Source organism: Streptomyces sp. KMM 9044, assembly GCF_024701375.2.
In the GTDB taxonomy this organism is placed as follows: domain Bacteria; phylum Actinomycetota; class Actinomycetes; order Streptomycetales; family Streptomycetaceae; genus Streptomyces.
This window is the reverse complement of record NZ_CP113910.1, coordinates 5,880,881-5,904,829: the sequence shown is the minus strand read 5'-3', so window position 1 is coordinate 5,904,829 and position 23,949 is coordinate 5,880,881. Positions and strand designations below refer to the sequence as shown.

Here is a 23,949-nt window from a genome sequence, read left to right as displayed (position 1 = left end):
GCTGCCTGTCGAGGTCGACCAACGACGCCCCGCCCCCGCCCGGGGCGACCGCCCCCACCGGATCCCTCACCGGCTGAACCCATGGGTGCCGATCGCGCGTTCGCGTACGGCGCCGCTGCCGGCCTCCTCGGCGACCTGCTCCTCGGCGATCCCCGCCGAGGGCATCCGGTCGCCGCTTTCGGGCGGGCCGCGGCTGCCGTGGAACACATGCTGTGGCGGGACGACCGGGGCCGGGGCGCGCTGCACACCGCCATCTGCGTCGGCGGGGCCGTCGCTCTGGGGAGCCTGGCCGCCCGCTGTGTGCGGTCCTCCCCCGCCGCCTCCGTCGCCCTGACCGGCGCGGCCACCTGGGCCGTCGTCGGAGGGACGTCGCTGGCCCGGGAGGCCCGAGCCATCGGGCGCGCCCTGGAGTCCGGGACCGCCGAGGGCATCGCCGCGGCACGGGCGCGGCTGCCGCACCTGTGCGGGCGGGACCCGCAGGCACTGGACGCCGACGGGATCGCCCGCGCGGTCGTGGAGTCCGTCGCCGAGAACACCTCCGACGCCGTGGTGGGCGCCCTGGTGTGGGGGGCCTTCGCCGGTGTGCCGGGGCTGCTCGGGTTCCGGGCCGTCAACACCCTGGACGCCATGGTCGGCCACAAGTCCCCCCGCCACCTGCGCTACGGCTGGGCCTCCGCGCGCCTCGACGACGTCGCCGGGTGGCCCGGGGCGCGGCTGACCGCCGTCCTCGCCTCGGCCGCCGGGCCGGACCCGCGGGGCGCGGTGCGGGCCTGGCGCGCGGATGCCGCCACGCATCCGAGTCCCAACGCCGGGCCCGTGGAGGCGTCCTTCGCGGGCGCGCTCGGCGTGCGGCTCGGAGGGACGCTGTCCTACGCCGGGCGGGTCGAGCACCGGCCCGTCCTCAACGGCGGCGGCCGTGCCGTGGCCGTTGAGGACATCGACCGCGCGGTACGGCTCTCGCGCCGCGTCGGCTGGCTGGCGCTCGGTGCCGGCGCCGTCGCGCGGCCCGCGGTGCGAGCGGCGATGCGGTCGGCGCGCCGCGGGAAGGGACGTACGTCATGAGCGGTGGGGGCCTGCTGGTCGCCGGTACGACGTCGGACGCCGGCAAGAGTGTGGTGACCGCCGGGATCTGCCGGTGGCTGGTGCGGCAGGGCGTCAAGGTCGCGCCGTTCAAGGCGCAGAACATGTCGCTGAACTCGTTCGTGACGCGGGAGGGCGCCGAGATCGGCCGGGCGCAGGCCATGCAGGCCCAGGCCTGCCGGGTGGAGCCGCACGCGCTGATGAACCCGGTGCTGCTCAAGCCCGGCGGGGAACGGAGCAGCCAGGTCGTCCTGCTGGGCCGGGCGGTCGGAGAGCTGAGCGCGCGCGGCTACCACGGCGGGCGGCAACAGCAACTCCTGGGCACGGTGCTGGACTGTCTCGCACAGTTGCGGGGCACGTATGACGCGGTGATCTGCGAAGGGGCCGGCAGCCCGGCCGAGATCAACCTGCGGCGCACCGACATCGTCAACATGGGGATCGCCAGGAACGCCGGGCTCCCCGTCCTCGTCGTCGGCGACATCGACCGCGGCGGCGTCTTCGCCTCCTTCTTCGGCACCGTCGCGCTGCTGTCCCCCGAGGACCAGGAACTGGTCGCCGGGTTCCTGGTGAACAAGTTCCGGGGCGATGTGTCGCTCCTCGAGCCGGGCCTGGACATGCTGCACGGTCTCACCGGGCGGCACACGTACGGCGTGCTGCCCTTCCGCCACGGGCTCGGTATCGACGAGGAGGACGGACTGGCGGTGTCCCTGCGGGGCGCCGTGCGGGAGTCCGCGGTCGCCGCGCCGGTCGGCGAGGACGTGCTGCGGGTCGCCGTGTGCGCGGTGCCGCTGATGTCCAACTTCACGGACGTGGACGCGCTGGCCGCCGAACCGGGCGTCGTGGTCCGCTTCGTGGACCGGCCCGAGGAACTGGCCGACGCCGACCTCGTGGTGGTGCCGGGGACACGCGGCACCGTACGGGCGCTTCAGTGGCTGCGGGAGCGCGGGCTCGCCCACGCGCTGGGGCGGCGGGCGGCCGAGGGGCGGCCCGTACTCGGGATCTGCGGCGGCTTCCAGATCCTCGGCGAGCGCATCGAGGACGACGTGGAAAGCCGCGCCGGCCGGGTCGACGGGCTCGGCATCCTGCCCGTACGGGTCCGGTTCGCGCGGGAGAAGACACTCGCGCGGCCCGTCGGACAGGCCCTCGGGGAGCCCGTCGAGGGCTACGAGATCCACCACGGGGTCGCCGACGTACGGGGAGGTGAGGTGTTCATCTCCGACGACCGGGGACACAGCCTGGACGGCTGCCGGGTCGAAGCGGCCTGGGGCACGCACTGGCACGGCTCGCTGGAGTCGGACGGGTTCCGCCGGGCCTTCCTGCACGAGGTGGCCGCCGCCGCGGGGCGCCGTTTCGTACCCGCCCCCGGCACCTCGTTCGCCGCGCTGCGCGAGGAGCAGCTCGACCGGCTCGGCGACCTGATCGAACAGCACGCGGACACGGACGCGCTGTGGCGGCTCATCGAGTCCGGCGCGCCGCAAGGACTGCCTTTCATTCCACCGGGAGCGCCCGCATGAGCACAGTGTTGTTGTTGTCTACCGCCGATACCGATCTGCTGGCGGCCCGCGCCGTCACCGGCGCGTCCTACCGGATCGGCAACCCGACCCGCGTGGACGTGACGGCCGGGCTGCCCGCGCTGCTGGACGGCGCGGACCTCGTCGTCGTACGGCTGCTGGGCGGCAAGCGCGCATGGGAGGACGGGCTCGCGGCGCTCAGGGCCTCCGGGATCCCGACAGTGCTGCTCGGCGGGGAGGCCGTGCCGGACGCGGAGCTGATGGCCGAGTCGTCGGTGCCCGCCGGTGTCGTGGCGGAGGCGCTGGAGTACCTCGTGGAGGGCGGCCCGGACAACCTGACCGAGCTGGCCCGGTTCCTGTCGGACACCGTGCTGCTCACCGGCGAGGGGTTCGAACAGCCGCGGAGGATGCCGGAGTACGGCGTCCACGGCACCCGCGCCGTACGGGAGGGCCGCCCGACCGTCGGTGTGCTCTTCTACCGGGCCCATGAACTGAGCGGCAACACCGCCTTCGTGGAAACCCTGTGCGACGCGATCGAGGCGCGCGGCGCCAACGCCCTGCCGGTGTACTGCGGTTCGCTGCGCGGCGCCGACCCCGGGCTGTACGGGATCCTCGGGCGCGCGGACACACTGGTCGCCACGGTGCTCGCGTCCGGCGGCACGCACGCCTCGCAGGCGTCGGCGGGCGGCGACGAGGAGGCCTGGGACATCGGTGCCCTCGCCGACCTGAACGTGCCGGTGCTGCAAGGGCTGTGCCTGACCTCGTCACGGGCCGCCTGGGAGGCCTCGGACGCCGCCCTCTCCCCCATGGATGCGGCGATGCAGGTCGCCATCCCGGAGTTCGACGGCCGCCTGGTCACGGTCCCCTTCTCCTTCAAGGAGCAGGGCCCTGACGACGTCCCGGTCTACGTCGCCGACCCCGAGCGGGCCTCGCGGGTCGCCGGGATCGCCGTGCGGCACGCGGCACTGAAGCACAAGGCGAACGCCGAGAAGAAGCTCGCGCTGGTCTTCACCGCGTATCCGACCAAGCACTCGCGCGTCGGCAACGCGGTCGGCCTGGACACCCCCGCCTCGGCGGTGCGGGTGCTGGACGCGCTGCGGGACGCCGGGTACACGCTCACCGACTACCCCTCCGGCGGCGACGAGCTGATCCACCGGCTCATCGCGGCGGGCGGCCACGACGTCGAGTGGCTGACGGAGGACCAGCTGGCGGCCGCGCCCGCGCGGGTGCCGCTGGCGGACTACCGGGCGTGGTTCCGGACGCTGGACCCGGCGCTGCGGGACGCGATGACCGAGACGTGGGGAGAGCCGCCCGGCTCGCTGTACGTCGACGGCGACGACATCGTGCTGGCCTCCCTCCGGTTCGGGAACGTCGTGGTGGTGATCCAGCCGCCGCGCGGCTTCGGCGAGAACCCCATCGCGATCTACCACGACCCCGACATACCGCCGTCGCACCACTACCTGGCCGCCTACCGCTGGCTGGAGAACAGTTTCGGCGCCGACGCGATCGTGCACATGGGCAAGCACGGCACGATGGAGTGGCTGCCCGGCAAGGGCCTCGGGCTGAGCGCGGGCTGCGCTCCGGACGCGGTTCTCGGCGACCTCCCGCTGATCTACCCGTTCATCGTCAACGACCCCGGTGAGGGCACCCAGGCCAAGCGTCGCGGGCACGCGACGGTGGTCGATCACCTCGTCCCGCCGATGGCGCGTGCCGACACCTACGGCGACCTGGCGAAACTGGAGCAGCTCCTCGACGAGTACGCGCTCGTCTCCGACCTGGACCCGGAGAAGGCCCCGGCGGTACGGGCGCAGATCTGGACCCTGGTCAAAGCCGCCGAGCTGCATCACGACCTGCATGTGGACGACCAGCCGGACGACGACGACTTCGACTCGTTCGTCATGCACATCGACGGTTACCTGTGCGAGATCAAGGACGTGCAGATCAGAGACGGTCTGCACATCCTCGGCGGCGGCCCGGTCGGCGAGCCGCGCGTCAACCTGGTGCTCGCGGTGCTGCGTGCCTCGCAGGTGTGGGGCGGTCGGGCGAACGCGCTGCCGGGCCTGCGGGCCTCGCTCGCCGAGCACTTCGGGCTGGTGGAGAAGGAGTTGCTGGCCGAGCCCGGCGCCCCGGTGAAGGCACCGGTGGAACTGACGGAACTGGTGGACGGCCCGGCCCGCTCGGCCGCCGACGCGGTCGACCTGCTGGAGCAGTTGTGCCGGCGGATCGCGGAGGGCATGGAGGAGCGCTGCTGGGCGGTCGAGGAGAGCGCGCCGCTGGTGCGTGAGGTGCTGGGCGCCGAACTCCCGGGCGCGGTGGCCGTGGTGGAGTTCGCCTGCACCGAGGTCGTGCCCCGGCTCGCCCGGACGACGGACGAGATCGGGCACATCCTGCGCGCGCTGGACGGCGGATACGTCCCGGCGGGCCCGTCCGGTTCACCGACGCGCGGGCTGGTCAACGTGCTCCCGACCGGCCGGAACTTCTACTCCGTCGACCCCAAGGCCATTCCGTCCCGGCTGAGCTGGGAGGTGGGGCAGTCGCTGGCGGACTCACTGGTCCAGCGGTATCTGCAGGACACGGGCGAGTACCCGAAGTCGGTCGGTCTGACGGTGTGGGGCACGTCAGCGATGCGCACCCAGGGCGACGACATCGCCGAGATCCTGGCGCTGCTGGGCTGCCGCCCGGTGTGGGACGACGCGTCGCGCCGGGTGACCGGCTTCGAGGTGGTCCCTTCGGAGGAGCTGGGCCGGCCGCGCATCGACGTCACGGTCCGCATCTCCGGGTTCTTCCGGGACGCCTTCCCGCACGTGGTGGGGCTGATCGACGACGCGGTACGGGCGGTGGCCGGACTGGACGAGCCCGCGGAGTCGAACTTCGTGAAGGCGCACGCCGACGCGGACACCGCCGAACACGGCGACCGGCGGCGGGCCACCGCCCGCATCTTCGGCTCCAAGCCGGGCGCGTACGGTGCCGGCCTGCTGCCGCTGATCGACGCCCGCAACTGGCGCTCCGACGCGGACCTCGCCGAGGTGTACGCGGTCTGGGGCGGTTACGCCTACGGGCGCGGGCTCGACGGGCGGGCGGCGCGCGGCGACATGGAGACGGCGTTCCGGCGGATCGCGGTGGCGGCGAAGAACGTCGACACGCGCGAGCACGATCTCGTCGACGCGGACGACTACTTCCAGTACCACGGCGGCATGGTCGCCATGGTGCGGCACCTGACGGGCACGAGCCCGGAGGCGTACGTCGGCGACTCGGCGACCCCGGACCAGGTGAGGACCCGGACGCTGGGCGAGGAGACGCACCGGGTCTTCCGGGCCCGGGTGGTCAACCCGCGCTGGATGGCGGCCATGCGCCGGCACGGCTACAAGGGCGCCTTCGAGATGGCGGCCACCGTGGACTACCTCTTCGGGTACGACGCCACGGCCGGGGTCGTGGACGACTGGATGTACGAGAAGCTCAGCGCGGAGTACGTCTTCGACACCGAGAACCAGGACTTCATGCGCAAGTCCAATCCCTGGGCCCTGAGGGGCATTACCGAACGCTTGCTGGAGGCCGCCGACCGCGGTCTGTGGGCGGAGCCGGACGCGGACACACTCGAGCGGCTGCGTGCCACCTATCTGGAGCTCGAAGGCGACTTGGAGGGTGACGACAAGTGACCACCCCGTTCCCGTTCACGGCCGTTGTCGGCCAGGACGACCTACGGCTCGCACTGCTGCTCAACGCGGTGTCGTCGCAGGTCGGTGGCGTACTGGTCCGTGGTGAGAAAGGCACCGCCAAGTCCACGGCCGTGCGTGCCCTTTCGGCGCTCCTGCCGGCGGTGGACGTCGTCTCCGGGTGCCGTTTCTCCTGTGCCCCCCGCTCCCCCGACCCCGCGTGCCCGGACGGGCCGCACGAGCCGGGGCCCGGGGCCGAGAGGCCGGCTCGGATGGTCGAACTGCCCGTCGGCGCCTCCGAGGACCGGCTGGTGGGCGCACTCGACATCGAGCGGGCGCTCTCCGAGGGCGTCAAAGCCTTCGAACCGGGCCTGCTCGCCGACGCGCATCGCGGGATCCTCTACGTCGACGAGGTCAATCTCCTGCACGATCACCTCGTCGACCTCCTGCTCGACGCCGCCGCGATGGGCGCCTCGTACGTCGAGCGCGAAGGCGTCTCCGTGCGCCACGCGGCCCGTTTCCTGCTCGTCGGGACCATGAATCCCGAGGAGGGCGAGCTGCGGCCCCAGCTCCTCGACCGGTTCGGGCTGACCGTCGAGGTCACGGCCTCGCGCGAGCCCGACCAGCGGGTGGAGGTCGTCAGGCGGCGGCTGGCGTACGACGACGACCCGGCCGGCTTCGCCGCCCGCTGGGCCGGCGAGGAGGCCGCCGTACGGGCGCGGATCGTGGCGGCGCGGGAACTGCTGCCGTCGGTGCGGCTCGGCGACGGGGCGCTGCGGCAGATCGCGGCGACCTGTGCCGCGTTCGAGGTGGACGGCATGCGGGCCGACATCGTGATGGCGCGCACGGCGACCGCGCTGGCGGCCTGGGCCGGGCGGACCGACGTGCTCGCCGAGGACGTACGGCAGGCCGCGTTGCTGGCACTGCCGCACCGCAGGCGCCGTTCGCCCTTCGACGCGCCCGGTCTCGACGAGGACAAGCTCGACGAGACGCTGGAGGAGTTCGGCGGCCCCGGTGGGGACGAGGGCGACGACGATCCCGGCCCGGGGCCCGGCGGTGGCCCCGGCGGGCAGCCCCAGCCCGACGACGGCCCGCAGAGCGACGGTGACACCGTCGCCCGGCCCGAGGCCGGGGAGGGCAGCGAGCCGCAGCCGGGTTCCGGTGGCGGAGCGGGCGAGCGGACTCCGGCGCGTGCCGCCGAGCCCTTCCGTACGAAGGTGCTGAGCGTGCCCGGGCTCGGCGAGGGTGTCGCCGGGCGGCGCTCGCGGGCGCGGGCCGAGCACGGGCGGACCACAGGGGCCCGGCGGCCCCGGGGTGCGCTGACCGGGCTGCACCTGGCGGCCACCGTGCAGGCCGCCGCGCCGCATCAGCGGGCGCGGGGGCGCAGCGGCCCGGGGCTGGTGGTCCGGCGGGACGATCTCAGGCAGGCGGTGCGGGAGGGCCACGAGTCCAATCTCGTGCTGTTCGTCGTGGACGCCTCCGGATCGATGGCTGCGCGGCAGCGGATGAGTGCCGTCAAGGGTGCCGTGCTGTCGCTGCTGCTCGACGCCTACCAGCGGCGGGACAAGGTGGGGCTGGTGACCTTCCGCGGGTCGGCGGCCGAGGTCGTACTGCCGCCGACCTCCTCCGTGGACGCGGCGGCGGTCCGGCTGGAGTCGCTGCCGACCGGCGGGCGTACGCCGCTGGCGGCCGGGCTGCTCAAGGCGCACGACGTGCTGCGTGTGGAGCGGTTGCGCGACCCCGCGCGGCGGGCGCTGGTGGTCGTGGTGACGGACGGACGGGCCACCGGCGGCCCCGAGCCGGTCGCCCTCGCCGGGCGGGCGGCACGGCTGTTCGCCGCCGAGGGGACGGCCTGCGTGGTCGTGGACTGCGAGTCGGGGCCGGTGCGGCTGGGACTCGCCGGGCAGCTCGCGGGTGAGCTGGGGGGAGCGGCGGTGACGCTGGACGAGCTGCGGGCGGACTCGATCGCCGGGCTGGTCAGGGACGTGCAGGGGGCCACCGGCGCGAGGAGGGCCGCGTAGTGCCGAAGGGACAGCCGAGTGTCGTACCGGACGACGGGCTGACGACCCGGCAGCGGCGCAATCGTCCGCTGGTCGTCGTACACACGGGCATCGGGAAGGGCAAGTCGACGGCCGCCTTCGGGCTGGCGCTGCGGGCCTGGAACCAGGGCTGGCCGATCGGGGTGTTCCAGTTCGTCAAGTCGGCGAAGTGGAAGGTCGGTGAGGAGAACGCGCTGCGGGTGCTCGGTGCCTCCGGCGAGGGCGGCAGCGTCGGGTGGCACAAGATGGGCGAGGGCTGGTCCTGGGTGCAGCGGGACGCCCAGATGGACAACGAGGAGAAGGCCCGGGAGGGCTGGGAGCAGGTCAAGCGGGACCTGGCCGCCGAGACGTACAAACTGTACGTTCTCGATGAGTTCGCGTACCCGATGCACTGGGGGTGGGTCGACACCGACGAGGTCGTCGAGGTGCTGCGTGGTCGGCCCGGGACCCAGCATGTCGTGATCACCGGGCGGAACGCGCCGGAGCAGCTCGTGGAACTCGCCGACCTGGTCACCGACATGTCCAAGGTCAAGCATCCGATGGACGCGGGGCAGAAGGGGCAGAGGGGCATCGAGTGGTGATGTCGTCGGTGCCTCGGCTGGTCGTCGCCGCACCCTCCTCGGGCAGTGGCAAGACCACCGTCGCCACGGGGCTGATGGCCGCGCTCACCGCGCGGGGGCTTGCCGTGTCCCCGCACAAGGTCGGGCCGGACTACATCGACCCCGGGTATCACGCGCTCGCCACCGGGCGCGTGGGGCGCAACCTGGACGCGTATCTGTGCGGGTCCGAGCTGATCGGGCCGTTGTTCCTGCACGGGGCGCGCGGGTGTGACATCGCGGTCGTCGAGGGTGTGATGGGGCTGTACGACGGGGCCGCGGGCGAAGGGGAGCTGGCCTCCACGGCCCAGGTGGCGAAGCTGCTGCGGGCGCCGGTGGTGCTGGTGGTGGACGCGTCGGCGCAGTCGCGGTCGGTGGCGGCGCTGGTGCACGGGTTCGTCTCCTGGGATCCGGAGGTACGGATCGGGGGCGTGATCCTCAACAAGGTCGCCTCGGACCGGCACGAGGCGTTGCTGCGGGAGGCGCTCGACTCCGTCGGCGTGCCCGTGCTGGGTGTTCTGCGGCGGGCCGCCCGGGCCGAGACGCCGTCCCGGCATCTGGGGCTGGTGCCGGTCGCCGAGCGGCGGGCGGGGGCGGTCGACGCGGTCGGCGCGATGGCTGCGCAGGTGGCTGGGGGGTGTGATCTGGAGGCCTTGGTCTCGCTGGCCCGGGGGGCCGGGGCGTTGTCGTGTGCGGGGTGGGATGCGGGTACGGCTCTGGTTTCCCCGCTCCCGCCGCCCCTTCCCTCCCCGGCCCCGGACCTCCGCTTCCGGCCTGAACGGCCTCGTCCTCAAGCTCCCCCGAGCTCTCCGAGCAGGGAGGTGCCCCCGGGCGGGCTGCCGGTGGTCGCCGTGGCCGGTGGGGCCGCGTTCACGTTTTCCTATGCCGAGCAGGCCGAGTTGCTCGCCGCCGCCGGGGCCGACGTCGTCGTCTTCGATCCGTTGCGGGACGAGGGACTGCCCGACGGGACCCGCGGGCTGGTGATCGGCGGCGGGTTTCCCGAGGTGTACGCCTCCGAGCTGTCCGCCAACGAACAGCTCAGGAAGGCCGTCGGCGCTTTCGCGGAGAGTGGTGCGCCGGTCGCCGCCGAGTGTGCGGGACTGCTGTACCTGTGCCGGGAGTTGGACGGGCTGCCCATGTGCGGGACGCTGGGCGCCTCCGCGCGGATGACCGGGCGGCTCACCCTGGGCTACCGGGACGCCGTGGCGGTGTCCGACAGCGTGCTGGCCGGGGCCGGGGCGCGGGTGCGGGGGCACGAGTTCCACCGCACCGCCGTCGAGCCCGGTGCGGGAGGCAATCCCGCGTGGGGTGTGCGGGCACCGGCACCGCGCGTCGAAGGCTTCGTACAGCGCGGTGTGCACGCGAGCTATCTGCACACGCACTGGGCGTCCGAGCCCGGTGTGGCCCGTCGGTTCGTCGAGAGGTGCCGGACGTCATGAGCGGCAGGAACAGGCTGATCGGGGTCGGGGTCGGCCCCGGCGATCCGGAACTGGTGACCGTGAAGGGGGTGAACGCCCTGCGCGCGGCCGACGTCGTCGTCGTGCCCGTGATGGCGGCGCCCGGTGGAAAGGACGGCGGGGAGCGGGGGCGGGCCGAGGCCACCGTGCTGCACTACGTACCCCGGGAGAAGGTCGTCCGGGTGGTGTTCGCGCTGAACGAGCGAACCGACCGGGCGCGGCGCGAGGCCGCATGGGACGCGGCCGGTGAGCGGGTGGCCGGGCTGCTGCGGGAGAGCGGTCACGTCGCGTTCGCGACCATCGGTGATCCCAACGTGTACTCGACGTTCACGTATCTCGCCCAGACCGTCGCGGAGTCGGTGCCGGGGACGGTCGTCGAGACCGTGCCGGGGATCACCGCGATGCAGGACCTGGCGGCGCGTTCCGGTGCGGTGCTCACCGAGGGGACCGAGCCGCTGACGCTGGTGCCGGTGACCGCCGGGTCCGCCGTGCTCAAGGACGCGCTGGCCGGGCCCGGCACGGTCGTCGCCTACAAGTTCGGGCGGCGGGCGGGCGAGGTGGCCGAGGCGCTGCGGGAGAGCGGGCGGATCGGGGACGCCGTGTGGGGGGCGGCGCTCGGGCTGCCGGAGGAGTTCGTCCGGCCGGCCGCCGAGCTGGACGGCTCGCCCCTGCCCTATCTGTCGACGCTCATCGCGCCGCCCCGGCGGGACGGCGGGCGGGGCGGCAAGTTGTGAGCGCGGCCCCAGGACCCGCAAGACCCGCAGAAACCGCAGGAGAGGATCGTTTCCCCATGACCGATGCCCCCACCGGCAAGGTGACCTTCGTCGGTGCCGGCCCCGGTGCCGCCGATCTGCTGACGTTGCGTGCGGCGCGCGTGATCGCCGAGGCCGATGTCGTGATCTGGGCCGCCAGCCTGGTCCAGGCGGAGGTCCTCGACCACGCGCGGGAGGGTGCCGAGATCCTGGACTCGGCGACGATGTCCCTGGAGGACGTCGTGGCCGTGTACGAGCGGGCCCTCGCCCGGGGGCTGAGGGTGGCCAGGATCCACTCCGGTGACCCCGCGCTCTGGGGCGGCACGCAGGAGCAGCTCGACCGGTGTGCCGAGCTGGGCATCGCCACCGAGATCGTGCCCGGTGTGTCGTCCTTCTCCGCCGTCGCGGCGCTCGCGCAGCGGGAGCTGACCATTCCCGAGGTGGCGCAGTCCGTGGTACTGACCCGGCTGGGCGGCGGCAAGACGCCGATGCCGCCCGGTGAGGAGGTCCGTGAGTTCGCGCGGCACGGCACCACCATGGCGGTCTTCCTCTCGGCGGCACGCAGCGGTCAGCTGGTGCGGGAGCTGCTGGAGGGCGGCTATCCGACCGCTACGCCGGTCGTCGTCGCGTATCAGGCGACCTGGCCGGAGGAACTGGTCGTGACGTGCACGATCGGCACGCTGGAGGAGACGGTCAAGGAGCACAAGCTCTGGAAGCACACCCTGTTCCTGGTCGGGCCGGCGCTCGACGCGAGCGGCACCCGCTCGCACCTGTATCACCCGGGGCACTTCCACGGTTACCGCAAGGCCGACCCTGAGGCCCGCAGGGCGTTGCGCAGCAAGGGCGTACACACGTGATCACCGTCGTGGGCGCCGGGACCGGGGTGCCGGTGGAGGGGGCCGTCCTCGCCGGAGCGGAGCTGGTCGTGGGCGGGCGGCGGCATCTGGACGCCGTACGGCTGCCCGAGGGGGCCGAGCGGGTCGTCCTCGGGCCGTTGGCGCCGGCGCTGGAGACCGTGGAGAAGTACGTCGCCGAGGAGCGTCGGGTCGTCGTGCTGGCGTCCGGGGACCCCGGGTTCCTGGGGATCGTGCGGGCGCTGGCCGAGCGGTTCGGGCCGGCACTGCTGGACGTGCGGCCGGGTGTCTCCTCCGTGGCCGCCGCCTTCGCGCGGATCGGGCTGCCCTGGGACGACGCGGTCGTGGTCAGCGCGCACGGCAGGGAACCGCGTACGGCCGTCAATCTGTGCCGCGCGCATCCGAAGGTCGCCGTGCTGACCGGGCCGGGCGCCGGACCGGCGGAGCTGGGGGCCGCGCTGGCCCGGCACTCGCCGGGCCGCGTGCTGGTCGTCGCCTCCTCGCTGGGCGATCCGGAGCGTGAGCGGATCGAGCGGGTCACACCCGCCCGGGCGGCCGCGCGGGCCTGGGGGAACGCGGTGAGTGTCGTGCTGTGCCTGGACGAGCCGCGGGCCCTCGGCCCGGCGCGGACCGTCGCGGGCGGGGTCGCCGGCCGGTCCGGCGGCTGGGCGCTGGAGGAGACCGCGTTCGCCCACCGCGACTCGATGATCACCAAGTTCGAGGTGCGGGCGCTGGCGCTGGCCCGGCTCGGGCCGCGCCCCGGCGAGTCGGTGTGGGACATCGGCGCGGGCTCGGGGTCCGTTGCCGTGGAGTGCGCCCGGCTGGGCGCCGCCGTCACCGCGGTGGAGAAGACCGCGGACGGGGCGGGGCGGATCCGTGCCAACGCCCTCGCGCACGGGGTGGACGTACGCGTGGTGCACGGGGCGGCGCCGACCGTGCTGTCCGATCTCGACGACCCCGACGCGGTGTTCGTCGGCGGGGGCGGGCGGGACCTGCCCGTCGTCGTCACCGCGTGCGCGCGGCGGGCACGGCGCACGGTCGTCGTCGCCCTGGCCGCGCTGGACCGGGTGCCGGCCGTGCGGGAGGCGCTGACCGGCTCCGGGTTCACCTGCGACGGGGTGCTGCTGCAGTCGTCGCGTCTCGCTCCGCTGCCCGGGGACGTGACCCGGCTGGCGGCGGCCAATCCCGTCTTCCTGCTGTGGGGCGTCCGGCCTCCGGCGGCGACCGGCGACGGTTTCGACGGCATCGACAGAGAAGGAGTCGCACAGTGATCGGCCTCATTTCCGCCACCGCGGCGGGAGCCGCCGCGCGGGACCGGCTGGCCGCCGCGTGGCCGGACCGTACGCGCGTGTACGGGGGTCCCGTCGGGGACGCCGTGCGGACGGCGTTCGCGCAGTGCGAGCGGATCGTGTGCTTCCTGGCCACGGGCGCCGTGGTGCGGCTGGTGGCACCGCTGCTGGAGGACAAGGCCGGCGATCCGGGTGTGGTGTGCGTCGACGAGGCGGGCCGGTTCGCGGTGTCGCTGGTGGGCGGGCACGGCGGCGGGGCGAACGACCTCGCGCGCGAGGTCGCCGAGGTGCTGGGTGCCGAGCCGGTGGTGACCACGGCGACCGATGCCGTGGGCCTGGCCGGCCTGGACACCCTGGGTCTGCCGGTGGAGGGCGACGTGGCCGCCGTATCGCGCGCCCTGCTGGACGGCGAGGCGGTGGCGCTGCACGCCGACGTGACCTGGCCCCTGCCGCCGCTGCCCCTCGCCGGTGAGGGAGCGTACACGGTCCGGCTCACGGACCGCCTGGTCGAGCCCCGCGCCAAGGAGGCCGTCCTCCGGCCGCCGACCCTCGTCGTCGGGGTCGGTGCCTCCAAGGGCGTGCCGGCCGACGAGGTGCTCGCACTGGTCGGGGGCGCGCTGCGCGACGCCGGGCTGTCGGCCGCGTCGCTCGCCCGCCTGGCCACCGTGGACGCGAAGGCCGGGGAGCCCGGCATCGTGGAGACGGCCCGGCTGCTCGGGGTGCCGCTGGTGACGTACGCCGCCGAGGAGTTGGCGCGCGTCGACGTGCCGAACCCCTCCGACGCGCCACTCGCCGCCGTCGGCACCCCGTCGGTGGCGGAGGCCGCCGCGCTGGCGGGCGGGGGTGAACTCCTGGTACCCAAGCGCAAGTCGGGGCGCGAGGACGGGCGGCCCGCGAGGGCGACCTGTGCCGTCGTGCGGCGGCCGGGGCGCGGACGGCTCGCGGTGGTCGGACTCGGGCCGGGCGCCCGGGACCTGCTCACCCCGCGCGCGAAGGCGGAACTGCGGGGCGCGTCCGTGCTGGTGGGCCTCGACCAGTACGTCGACCAGATCCGCGATCTGCTGCGGCCCGGTACCCGGATCCTGGAGTCGGGGCTCGGCGCGGAGGAGGAGCGGGCGCGCACGGCCGTCGAACAGGCCCGCCGGGGGCAGGCGGTCGCGCTGATCGGCAGCGGGGACGCGGGCGTGTACGCCATGGCCTCACCGGCGCTCGCCGAGGCGTCCGACGACATCGACGTGGTCGGCGTGCCCGGTGTGACGGCGGCGCTGGCGGCCGGGGCGATCCTCGGCGCGCCGCTGGGCCACGACCATGTGTCGATCAGCCTGTCCGATCTGCACACGCCGTGGGAGGTCATCGAACGGCGGGTGCGGGCCTCGGCCGAGGCGGACCTCGTCGTGACGTTCTACAACCCGCGCAGCCGGGGCCGTGACTGGCAGCTGCCCAAGGCCCTCGCGGTCCTCGCGGAGCACCGGCGGCCGGCCACCCCGGTCGGTGTCGTGCGGAACGCCTCGCGGCCGGACGAGTCGAGCCGGCTGACGACGCTGGCCGCGCTGGACCCGGCGACCGTCGACATGATGACGGTGGTGACCGTGGGCAACACGGCGACCCGCGAGATCGCGGGCCGGATGGTCACCCCGCGCGGCTACCGCTGGCAGACGGCATCGACGAGCGGCTCCGCCGTGGGCCAGGAGGAGTCCCGGTGAGCCGTGTCGTCCACCCCATCGAGCGGGAGTCCTTCCGACGGCTGCGGTCGCGCCTGGACACCTCGCACTTCCCGCCGCTGACCCGGGCGGTCGTCGAGCGGGTCATCCACTCGGCGGCCGACCTGGACTACGCGTCCGATCTCGTCATGGACGAGGCCGAGTTGGCGACGGCCCATGCCGCGCTGCACGCCGGGGCACCGGTCGTCGCGGACGTGGAGATGGTCGCGGCGGGGATCACCCGCCGCGAAGCCGTGTGCCGGCTCGGGGACGCCGGGTCCGGGCCCGGTCTGACGCGTTCCGCGCACGCGGTGCGTCTGGCGTACGACGAGGTGGGGCCCGGTGCCCTGTGGGTGATCGGCTGTGCGCCGACCGCCCTCGAGGAACTGCTGACCCTGGACGCCTCGCCCGCACTCGTCATCGGGCTGCCCGTCGGTTTCGTCGGAGCGGCCGAGTCCAAGGCCGCATTGCGCGAAAGCGGGCTGCCCGCCGTGAGCAACGTGTCCGAGAAGGGCGGTTCGGCAGTCGCCGCCGCCGCGCTCAACGCCCTTTTGTACCACCCCACTTCGCCTGAGGAGAACGACCTGTGACCACCCCGCCCGCGCTGCTCATCGCCGGCCACGGCACCCGGGACGATGCCGGAGCGCAGGCGTTCCGGGACTTCGTACGGGAGCTGGGGCGCCGAAATCCTGGACTGCCCGTCGCCGGCGGCTTCATCGAGCTGTCCCCGCCGCCGCTGGGCGAGGCCGTCGCCGAGCTGGTGGAGCGGGGTGTACGACGGTTCACGGCGGTCCCGCTGATGCTGGTGTCCGCCGGACACGCCAAGGGCGACATTCCGGCAGCACTCGCCCGCGAGAAGGAACGCCACCCCGGCCTCTCCTACACGTACGGCCGTCCGCTGGGCCCGCACCCGGCCCTGCTGAGCGTGCTGGAGCGGCGGCTGGCCCAGGCCGTGGATCCCTCCTGGGACCCCGCCGAGGTGACCGTCCTGCTGGTGGGGCGCGGGTCGACGGACCCGGACGCCAACGCCGAGGTGTTCAAGGCGGCGCGGCTGCTGTGGGAGGGGCGCGGGTACGGGGCCGTGGAGACGGCGTTCGTGTCGCTGGCCGCGCCGGACGTGCCGGCCGGGCTGGACCGGTGCGTGCGGCTCGGCGCCCGGCGGATCGTGGTCCTGCCGTACTTCCTGTTCACCGGTGTCCTGCCGGACCGGGTACGGCGGCAGACGGAGGACTGGGCGGCGGCGCACCCGGGGACGAGGGTGCGGTCGGCGGACGTCATCGGTCCCGAGCCGGAACTGCTGGACCTGGTGATGGAGCGGTACGCGGAGGCGGTGAAGGGCGATCTGCGGATGAACTGCGACAGCTGCGTGTACCGGATCGCGCTGCCGGGCTTCGAGGACAGGGTGGGAATGCCGCAGCAGCCCCACTTCCACCCGGACGACGACGGCCGCCACCATCACGGCCATGACCACGGCCACACGCACTCCCATGCGCACTGACTCCGCCGCCCCCAAGGCCGGGGCGCACGACCTGCGGCATCACGGGGACGCCGAGGTCCGCGACGACGGCGCCTCGTTGGTCGACCTCGCCGTGAACGTCCGCTCGGGCACTCCCCCGGCGTGGCTGCGCGAACACATCGCCGGCTCACTGGCCGGCCTCGCCGCCTACCCGGACGGGCGGGCGGCGCGGGCCGCGGTGGCGGCGCGGCACGGGTTGCCGGCGGAGCGGGTGCTGCTGACGGCGGGGGCGGCGGAGGCCTTCGTGCTGCTGGCGCGGGCGCTGGAGGTGCGCCGGCCGGTGGTGGTGCATCCGCAGTTCACGGAGCCGGAGGCGGCACTGCGGGATGCGGGGCACACGGTCGACCGGGTACTGCTGCGGGAGGAGGACGGTTTCCGGCTGGACCCCGACGCGGTTCCCGAGGCCGCGGACCTGGTGGTGATCGGCAACCCGACGAACCCGACGTCCGTCCTGCACCCGGCCGCCGCCGTCGCCCGGCTCGCCCGGCCCGGGCGGACCCTGGTCGTGGACGAGGCGTTCCTGGACGCGGTGCCGGGTGAGCGGGAGGCGCTGGCCGGCCGGACGGACGTGCCGGGGCTGGTGGTGCTGCGCAGCCTCACCAAGACGTGGGGCCTGGCGGGCCTGCGCGTCGGGTACGTGCTGGCCGGGCCGGAGACGGTCGAGCGGCTGACGCGGGCGCAGCCCCTGTGGCCGGTGTCCACGCCCGCGCTGGCCGCGGCGCAGGCGTGCGTCGGGCCCAGGGCCTTGGCGGAGGCGGCCGAGACGGCCCGCCGCATCGCCGTGGACCGCTCCCGTCTCCTCACCGGGCTCGGGGAGTTCACCGGCCGCGGGGTGCGGGTCGTGGAAGGCGCCGAAGGCCCCTTCGTCCTCCTCCGGCTCCCGCACGCGGCGGCCGTACGGGAGCGCCTGCGCGCCCTCGGCTTCGCGGTACGACGCGGGGACACGTTCCCGGGCCTCGACGACCGCTGGCTGCGCGTCGCGGCACGCGACCGCGCGACGACGGACGCGTTCCTCAAGGCTCTGGACCGGGCCCTGGACACGATCTGACCCGAGCCGGGCCGCGTACCGGCAAAGACCTGGTCCCCCGCTCGTTCCGGTCATCGCCGGCGGGCGACACCACGCCCCGCCGGTCCCGTGCCGACGGCCGAGTGCCCGGTGCCGGAGGCACCGGGGGCGTGGCGGCGGGGACTCTTCAGACCCGGCGCCCCCGCGGGACGGCAGGAGGCCCGTTGTTCCCGTGGTCCCCGTGGTCCCCGTTGGTCCCCGTGGTCCCCGTGGTCCCCGTTGGTCCCGTTGTTCCCGTGGTCCCCGTGGTCCCCGTGGTCCCCGTGGTCCCCGTTGGTCCCGTGGTCCCCGTGGTCCCCGTGGTCCCCGTGGTCCCCGTGGTCCCCGTGGTCCCCGTGGTCCCCGTGGTCCCCGTTGGTCCCCGTTGGTCCCCGTGGTCCCCGTTGGTCCCCGTTGTTCCCGTCGCCCGTGCCGCGCGGGGATGACGGGCAGCCGCCCGTACGGGGCGGGTTTTCGGCCGCCGGGCCGTGACCTCCGGGCCCTGTCCGCCGAGCTGCGCCGCCCTACGCGACCACACGCCCGTTCAGCACCACCCTGCGCGGGTCCGCCAGCACCCGTACGTCCGCGCGTGGGTCGGAGGCGTAGACGACGAGGTCGGCCGGGGCCCCCTCGTCCAGTGCGGGGCGTCCGAGCCAGGCGCGCGCCGCCCAGGTGCCGGCCGCGAGGGCGTCGACGGGCGGGATACCCGCAGCGACGAGTTCGGCGACCTCGGCCGCCGCGAGGCCGTGCGGGAGGGCGCCGCCCGCGTCCGTACCGACGAAGACGGGAATGCCGGCGTCGTAGGCCGAGCGCACGGTGTCGTAGCGGCGCTCGTGGAGCCGGCGCATATGGGCCGACCAGCGCGGGAACCGGGCCTCGCCGCCGTCGGCGAGGCCCGGGAAGGTGGCGATGTTGACGAGGGTCGGGACGATCGCCACGCCCCGCTCCGCGAACAGCGGAATGGTGGCGTCGGTCAGGCCCGTCGCGTGCTCGACGCAGTCGATGCCGGCCTCGACCAGGTCCCGCAGGGAGTCCTCGGCGAAGCAGTGCGCGGTGACCCGGGCACCCAGCCGGTGCGCCTCGGCGATCGCCGCCTCGACGGCGCCGCGCGGCCAGCAGGCCGACAGGTCGCCGAGGTCGCGGTCGATCCAGTCGCCGACGAGCTTCACCCAGCCGTCGCCGCGCCGGGCCTCCCGGGCGACGTACGCGACGAGGTCCTCGGGTTCGACCTCCCAGGCGTAGCCCCGGATGTAGCGGCGGGTGCGGGCGATGTGCCGGCCGGCCCGGACGATCTCCGGAAGGTCGTCCCGGTCGTCGATCCAGCGGGTTTCGGAGGGTGATCCCGCGTCCCGCAACAGCAGGGCCCCGGCGTCGCGGTCGGTGAGTGCCTGCTTCTCGGCGACGTCCTCGGGCACCGCGCCGTGCCGGTCGAGGCCCACATGGCAGTGGGCGTCGACCAGCCCGGGCAGCACCCAGCCCTCGACGGCCGTCACGTCGCGGGCACCGGCGGGGCGGTCGTACGAGATCCGGCCGTCGACCACCCACAGCTCGTCGCGGACCTGGTCCTCGTCCGGTCCGACGAGGACCCGCCCCTTCACGTGCAGCAGCGCGCGTTCGCTCATGCCCAGCACTGTAGTGATCCGCTACGGGGACTTGCCGGTCCGGTCGGAGGCCTCCTCCTCCACGTCCGCCATGGCCGGGTCGAGGAGCCGGGAGAGGAAGTGGCGGGTGCGTTCGTGCCGTGGGGCGCCGATGACGTGCTCGGGGGCGCCGTCCTCGAGGATCACCCCGCCGTCCATGAAGACGACCCGGTCGGCGACCTCGCGGGCGAAGGTCATCTCGTGGGTGACGACCATCATCGTCATGCCCTCGTCGGCGAGCATCCGCATCACCGCCAGGACGTCGCCGACCAGCTCGGGGTCGAGCGCCGAGGTCGGCTCGTCGAACAGCATCACCTCGGGCCCCATCGCCAGCGCGCGGGCGATGGCGACGCGCTGCTGCTGGCCGCCGGAGAGGGAGGACGGGTAGGCGTCCGCCTTCTCGTCGAGGCCGACCCGTTCCAGGTTCGCAGCGGCGGTCCGGGCGGCCTCCGCCTTGCCCCGCCTCAGCACCCGGCGCTGCGGCAGGGTGAGGTTCTCGGTGACGGTGAGGTGCGGGAACAGGTTGAACTGCTGGAAGACCATGCCGATCCGGCGGCGGGCGGCGTCGATGTCGACGTCCGGGTCGGTGAGTTCCGTACCGCCGACGTACACCTGGCCCCTGGTGGGCTCCTCGAGCAGGTTCACGCACCGGAGCAGGGTCGACTTGCCCGAGCCGGACGGCCCGATCACGCAGACGACCTCGCCCCGGCGGATCTCCAGGTCGATGCCGCGCAGCACCTCGTTGCTGCCGAACGACTTGTGCAGCCCGCTGACCAGGATCTCCGGATCCCCGGGCCGACTCTCCGGCTGTTCGCCGGGCCGCTTGTCCGGCTGCTTGTCCGGTCGGCTCATTTGACGGCCTCCTGGGCCTTGGCCTCCATACGGCGTACGACGAAGCCGAGCGGGATGGTGATCAGCAGGTAGCACAGGCCGGCGACCAGGATCGGGGTGGAGTTGGCGGTCTGGCTGGCCAGGTCGCGGCCGTACTTGGACAGTTCGCGCTCCTCCAGGGTGACGCCGAGGAACAGCACCAGCGAGGAGTCCTTGAAGAGCAGGACGAGTTCGTTGGTGAGCGGCGGCAGGATGATCCGGAACGCCTGCGGGATGATGATCGAGACCATGGCCCGCGCGGGCGAGAAGCCCAGTGAACGGGCCGCCTCCATCTGCCCCTTGGGCACCGCCTGGATGCCCGCGCGGATCGTCTCGGCCATGTAGGCGGCGGCCACCAGACCGAGCGCGAGGGCGACCTTGCCGTAGGTGCCGCCGATGATCTCGGTGCCGGGGAAGGCGAGCGGCACGGCCACGCCGATGAAGATGAAGATCAGCAGGGCGGGCAGGCCGCGGAAGATCTCGATGTAGACGCCCGCCAGCCAGCGGTACGGGCCGACCGACGACAGCCGCATCAGCGCGATGACCATGCCGAGTGCCAGCCCGACGGCAAAGCCGGTCACCGTGTAGAGCACGGTGTTCTTCAGCGCCAGGGTGATGATCTCCGGGAACATCCGCTCGGCGATGTCGGCCTGGGCGAACTGGTTCTGCAGCCTGCCCCAGTCCGCCGAGGCCGCGAAGAGGATCACGGCGGCGACGAAGAGGACGTACTGGGCTCCGCGCGACAGCCGGCGCTTCTGGCTCCGGGTGAGGCCCTTCTTCCTCAGCTCCGAAGGCACCTTCGTGTCGGCCACCGGATCAGGAGGCGGCCGGCGAGGCGGCGGACTCGTCGTACGGACCGATCCACTGCTCGTACAACTTCTTGTACGTGCCGTCCTCCTTGGCGTCCGAGAGCGCCTTGTTGATGGCCTCCTGCAGGGCGGCGTTGCCCTTCTTCACCGTGAAGCCGTACTGCTCGCCGGTGTCGAGGTTGTCGACGACCTCGTAGGCGTCGGCGGTGGCCTTGTCCTTGAGCCAGCCCTGGACCACCGGGAAGTCGATGACGACGGCCTTGACCTGGCCGGCGCGCAGGCCGTTGAGGACGGCGTCGGAGGACTCGAAGGAGACCGGGTCGAAGCCTTCCCCCTTGACGTAGTCCTCGCCGGTGGTCTGCGCCTGGGCGCCGAGCTCGACGTTCTTCGACTTCACGTCGGCGAGCGAGGTGACGCCGGCCGACTTGTCGACGAGGACGGCCTGGGTGGCGTTGAAGTACGGGTCCGAGAAGTCGACGTTCTTCTTGCGCTCCTCGGTGATGGTCATACCGGCCGCGGCCAGGTCGCACTCACCGGAGTTGAGGAAGGCGCCGGTCTTGAAGTTCTCGAACGGAGTGTCGAGGATCTCCTGTTTCACTTCCAGGTCCTCGGCGACCAGGTCGACCAGCGCCACGTCGAAGCCCTGCACCTTGCCGTCGATCTCCGACTGGAAGGGCGGGTACGGGAGGTGGGTGCAGGTGGTGAGCTGCCCCGCCCTGGCGAGTTCGACGCCGCCGGCCACGGTCCTGGAGGCGCCGCCATCCCCGTCGTCGGTGGAGGTGCAGGCGGTCAGGAGCACCAGCCCGGCCGTCGCGGTGGTGGCGGCCAGAACGCGGGTCCTGCGGCCGAGGAGCGTCTTCACTGAGGCCTCCTGGTAGGGAACAGATGAGGTTCCGATTATAAGGAGAAGTTTGGGTTCCTCAAACCAAACCGATGGCTTCGGTGTCGTCCGACCTAAGAACCGGGCGTCGGACCGAGCCCCGGATACCGGACCGGGCGCCCCGAGAGCCGGATACGCTCGGTTCCGTCGAGCCCGCCCACCCCGTCGGCCCCGTCGGCCCCGTCGGCCCCGTAGAGCCGTGATCTGGAGAGCAACACCGTGAGCACCCACCCCTTCCTCGGCCTGGCCCCGCTGAGCGCCGCGCACTTCGCCTCGATCGAGGACGGCGTGGCACGACTGCTGAAGACCACGCGGGACGTCGTGATCATGCAGGGCGAGGCACTGCTGCCACTGGAGGGCGCGATCCGAGCGGCCGCCGGACCCGGCACGACCGCGCTGAACGTCGTCACGGGCCCGTACGGGCAGACCTTCGGCGACTGGCTGCGGGACTGCGGCGCCACGGTGATCGATCTGGCGGTGCCGTTCCACACGGCGGTGACGGCCGGGCGGATCCGTGAGGCCTTCGCCGCGCACCCGGAGATCGACTTCGTCTCCCTGGTGCACGCGGAGGCGGCGACCGGCAACACCAACCCGGTCGCGGAGATCGGCGAGGCCGTGCGGGCACACGGGGCGCTGTTCTACCTGGACGCGGTGGCGTCGATCGGGGCGGAGCCGGTGCTCCCGGACGCGTGGGGCGTGGACCTGTGCGTGATCGGGGCGCAGAAGGCGATGGGCGGCCCGGCCGGCGTGTCGGCGGTGTCGGTGAGCGGGCGGGCGTGGGCCCGGATGGCGGCGAACCCGCGGGCGCCGCGCCACTCGTACCTGTCCCTGCTGGACTGGAAGCAGCGCTGGGTCGACGGGGGCCGCAGGGCGTTGCCGCACGCGCCGGCGCAGCTGGAGATGCTGGCGTTGGAGGCGTGCGTGGAGCGCATCGAGGCCGTGGGCCTGGATGCGGTGACGGCTCGGCACGCGGCGGCCGCGGCGGCTACCCGGGCAGGGGCGCTCGCACTGGGCGGCGGCCTGGAGCCGTACGTCCACGACGCGGCCCAGGCGGCCCCGGTCGCCACGACCCTGCGGGTCCCGTCGGGTCCGGTGGCCGCCGAACTGGTGGCCCGCGCCCTGGCCGTGGATCCGGCGCTGCCACTGGCGGCGGGGGGCGGAGTGCTGGCCAAGGAGATGATCCGCGTCAACCACTACGGCCCCGACGCGACCCGGGGCGCGGTCCGGGCGAGCCTGACGGCGCTGGGCACGGCGCTGGCGAAGCGGGGCCTGACGGTGGACGTGGCCGGGGCCCTGCGGGCCGCCGACAACGGCTGGCACCGACCGGAGCCCGGGCGGCCGGCGAGCGAGTAACCGGAGCATGAATTCCATGGGATTACCGGAAAGCCTTCAGGGGTATTCTTCTCCCTTCATTTCTCCGCTTATTTCAATATTACCTTCCAGGGCAGCTTCCCATCTTCTTCTGCCCGCTTTTTTGAAACCTAAACACATCGGTCCGTGAGGGCGGGAGTGACTCACCCCGGCCGCCCCCACGGGAGTTACACACTTGTGATCGATCCCACAAGGCGCCCGTTTTGCGGCTTTAATCCCATCCATAATGGTACATACGGCCAGGCTCCCGCTTGCGGCTTCACTCTCGCGCGATAACATAGACGAGTCGCTCAGGTAACCCCGGCAGCCGATGCAATTTCACATTTACCTGGGTAAGTTCAATTCACATGACTGCCGCACAAGCAGACCCGCAAATCGACCGCCCCGCCCTGGCGGACGGAGCCGCGCTGTGGCGGATAGCAAGGGACTCGAAAACCCTCGACCTGAACTCGTCGTACAGCTATCTCCTGTGGTGCCGCGACTTCGCCGCCACATCCGCCGTCGCGCGTGACGCCGGCGGGGAGCCGATCGGCTTCGTCACCGGCTACGTACGGCCGGACAGCCCGCGCACCCTGCTTGTCTGGCAGGTCGCGGTGGACGAGACGCACCGCGGCCGTGGCCTGGCCGCCGCTCTGCTCGACGGCCTGGTCGCACGGACCACCGCGGAACACGGAGTGACCACTGTGGAGACCACCATCACACCGGGGAACACCGCTTCCGAGCGCCTGTTCACCGCGTTCGCCGAGCGCCACGGGGCCCGGCTGGAGCGCGAGGTGCTCTTCGAGGCGGAGCGGTTCCCCGACGGACCGCACGACCCCGAGGTCCTGTACCGCATCGGTCCCCTCTCTCCCTGACCACCGGCCCCACGCGCACGGGCCCGTGCGCCA

The 23,949-nt window shown here is 73.5% G+C and carries 19 protein-coding genes; 15 read left to right on the top strand and 4 right to left on the bottom strand.

The window, feature by feature from the left end; genetic code table 11:
• Nucleotides 1–81 precede the first annotated feature (81 nt).
• From HUV60_RS26630 to cobC, 13 genes are read left to right on the top strand one after another with little or no spacing between them, the layout of a single operon-like run.
• Complete coding sequence (locus HUV60_RS26630) at nucleotides 82–1,062, top strand: cobalamin biosynthesis protein (protein ID WP_257849734.1); 981 nt, start codon at nucleotides 82–84, stop codon at nucleotides 1,060–1,062.
• The gene (locus HUV60_RS26625; RefSeq protein ID WP_257849733.1) at nucleotides 1,059–2,594 is read left to right on the top strand and encodes a cobyric acid synthase; all 1,536 of its coding nucleotides are present in this window, start codon (nucleotides 1,059–1,061) and stop codon (nucleotides 2,592–2,594) included. The genes HUV60_RS26630 and HUV60_RS26625 overlap by 4 nt, the downstream gene beginning before the upstream one ends.
• Nucleotides 2,591–6,247, top strand: coding sequence for a cobaltochelatase subunit CobN (gene cobN / locus HUV60_RS26620; RefSeq protein WP_257849732.1), 3,657 nt, complete (start codon nucleotides 2,591–2,593; stop codon nucleotides 6,245–6,247). The genes HUV60_RS26625 and cobN overlap by 4 nt, the downstream gene beginning before the upstream one ends.
• Nucleotides 6,244–8,265 (top strand): putative cobaltochelatase, encoded by a 2,022-nt coding sequence (locus HUV60_RS26615; RefSeq protein WP_257849731.1) that lies wholly within the window; start codon nucleotides 6,244–6,246, stop codon nucleotides 8,263–8,265. The genes cobN and HUV60_RS26615 overlap by 4 nt, the downstream gene beginning before the upstream one ends.
• Nucleotides 8,265–8,864, top strand: a complete 600-nt coding sequence (gene cobO / locus HUV60_RS26610) for a cob(I)yrinic acid a,c-diamide adenosyltransferase (protein ID WP_257849730.1) — start codon at nucleotides 8,265–8,267, stop codon at nucleotides 8,862–8,864. The genes HUV60_RS26615 and cobO overlap by 1 nt, the downstream gene beginning before the upstream one ends.
• Nucleotides 8,864–10,318, top strand: a complete 1,455-nt coding sequence (locus HUV60_RS26605; RefSeq protein ID WP_257849729.1) for a cobyrinate a,c-diamide synthase — start codon at nucleotides 8,864–8,866, stop codon at nucleotides 10,316–10,318. The genes cobO and HUV60_RS26605 overlap by 1 nt, the downstream gene beginning before the upstream one ends.
• Nucleotides 10,303–11,070 (top strand): precorrin-2 C(20)-methyltransferase, encoded by a 768-nt coding sequence (cobI, locus tag HUV60_RS26600; protein WP_443047425.1) that lies wholly within the window; start codon nucleotides 10,303–10,305, stop codon nucleotides 11,068–11,070. The genes HUV60_RS26605 and cobI overlap by 16 nt, the downstream gene beginning before the upstream one ends.
• Before the next feature lie 56 nt (nucleotides 11,071–11,126).
• The gene (cobM, locus tag HUV60_RS26595) at nucleotides 11,127–11,945 is read left to right on the top strand and encodes a precorrin-4 C(11)-methyltransferase (protein WP_257849727.1); all 819 of its coding nucleotides are present in this window, start codon (nucleotides 11,127–11,129) and stop codon (nucleotides 11,943–11,945) included.
• Nucleotides 11,942–13,213: a precorrin-6y C5,15-methyltransferase (decarboxylating) subunit CbiE gene (gene cbiE, locus HUV60_RS26590; RefSeq protein WP_257849726.1), complete on the top strand. Its 1,272-nt coding sequence runs from the start codon at nucleotides 11,942–11,944 to the stop codon at nucleotides 13,211–13,213. The genes cobM and cbiE overlap by 4 nt, the downstream gene beginning before the upstream one ends.
• Nucleotides 13,210–14,934, top strand: coding sequence for a precorrin-3B C(17)-methyltransferase (gene cobJ / locus HUV60_RS26585; protein WP_257849725.1), 1,725 nt, complete (start codon nucleotides 13,210–13,212; stop codon nucleotides 14,932–14,934). Before cbiE ends, cobJ begins: the two co-directional genes overlap by 4 nt.
• Nucleotides 14,931–15,521 (top strand): precorrin-8X methylmutase, encoded by a 591-nt coding sequence (locus tag HUV60_RS26580; protein WP_257849724.1) that lies wholly within the window; start codon nucleotides 14,931–14,933, stop codon nucleotides 15,519–15,521. The genes cobJ and HUV60_RS26580 overlap by 4 nt, the downstream gene beginning before the upstream one ends.
• Nucleotides 15,518–16,429, top strand: a complete 912-nt coding sequence (locus HUV60_RS26575) for a sirohydrochlorin chelatase (protein WP_257849723.1) — start codon at nucleotides 15,518–15,520, stop codon at nucleotides 16,427–16,429. The genes HUV60_RS26580 and HUV60_RS26575 overlap by 4 nt, the downstream gene beginning before the upstream one ends.
• Complete coding sequence (gene cobC, locus HUV60_RS26570; protein WP_443047424.1) at nucleotides 16,395–17,495, top strand: Rv2231c family pyridoxal phosphate-dependent protein CobC; 1,101 nt, start codon at nucleotides 16,395–16,397, stop codon at nucleotides 17,493–17,495. Before HUV60_RS26575 ends, cobC begins: the two co-directional genes overlap by 35 nt.
• 521 nt (nucleotides 17,496–18,016) lie before the next feature.
• On the opposite strand, the gene HUV60_RS26565 is transcribed toward cobC, so the two are convergent.
• The 4 genes from HUV60_RS26565 to HUV60_RS26550 are packed head-to-tail and all read right to left on the bottom strand — an operon-like array spanning nucleotide 18,017 to nucleotide 21,673.
• Nucleotides 18,017–19,114: an amidohydrolase family protein gene (locus HUV60_RS26565; protein WP_257849722.1), complete on the bottom strand. Its 1,098-nt coding sequence runs from the start codon at nucleotides 19,112–19,114 to the stop codon at nucleotides 18,017–18,019.
• 21 nt (nucleotides 19,115–19,135) lie between these two features.
• Nucleotides 19,136–19,984, bottom strand: a complete 849-nt coding sequence (locus HUV60_RS26560; RefSeq protein WP_257849721.1) for an amino acid ABC transporter ATP-binding protein — start codon at nucleotides 19,982–19,984, stop codon at nucleotides 19,136–19,138.
• Entirely contained in the window at nucleotides 19,981–20,814 is an 834-nt protein-coding gene (locus HUV60_RS26555) for an amino acid ABC transporter permease (protein ID WP_257849720.1), read from the bottom strand. The genes HUV60_RS26560 and HUV60_RS26555 overlap by 4 nt, the downstream gene beginning before the upstream one ends.
• A gap of 4 nt (nucleotides 20,815–20,818) precedes the next feature.
• Nucleotides 20,819–21,673, bottom strand: coding sequence for a transporter substrate-binding domain-containing protein (locus HUV60_RS26550; protein ID WP_257849719.1), 855 nt, complete (start codon nucleotides 21,671–21,673; stop codon nucleotides 20,819–20,821).
• A 237-nt stretch (nucleotides 21,674–21,910) separates the two neighbouring features.
• Between HUV60_RS26550 and HUV60_RS26545 the strand changes: the two genes are divergently transcribed.
• Together HUV60_RS26545 and ectA are read left to right on the top strand one after the other, a co-directional pair.
• The gene (locus HUV60_RS26545; protein ID WP_257849718.1) at nucleotides 21,911–23,044 is read left to right on the top strand and encodes a pyridoxal-phosphate-dependent aminotransferase family protein; all 1,134 of its coding nucleotides are present in this window, start codon (nucleotides 21,911–21,913) and stop codon (nucleotides 23,042–23,044) included.
• Between the two features lie 365 nt (nucleotides 23,045–23,409).
• Entirely contained in the window at nucleotides 23,410–23,916 is a 507-nt protein-coding gene (ectA, locus tag HUV60_RS26540; protein ID WP_257849717.1) for a diaminobutyrate acetyltransferase, read from the top strand.
• The last annotated feature ends 33 nt before the right edge of the window (nucleotides 23,917–23,949 follow it).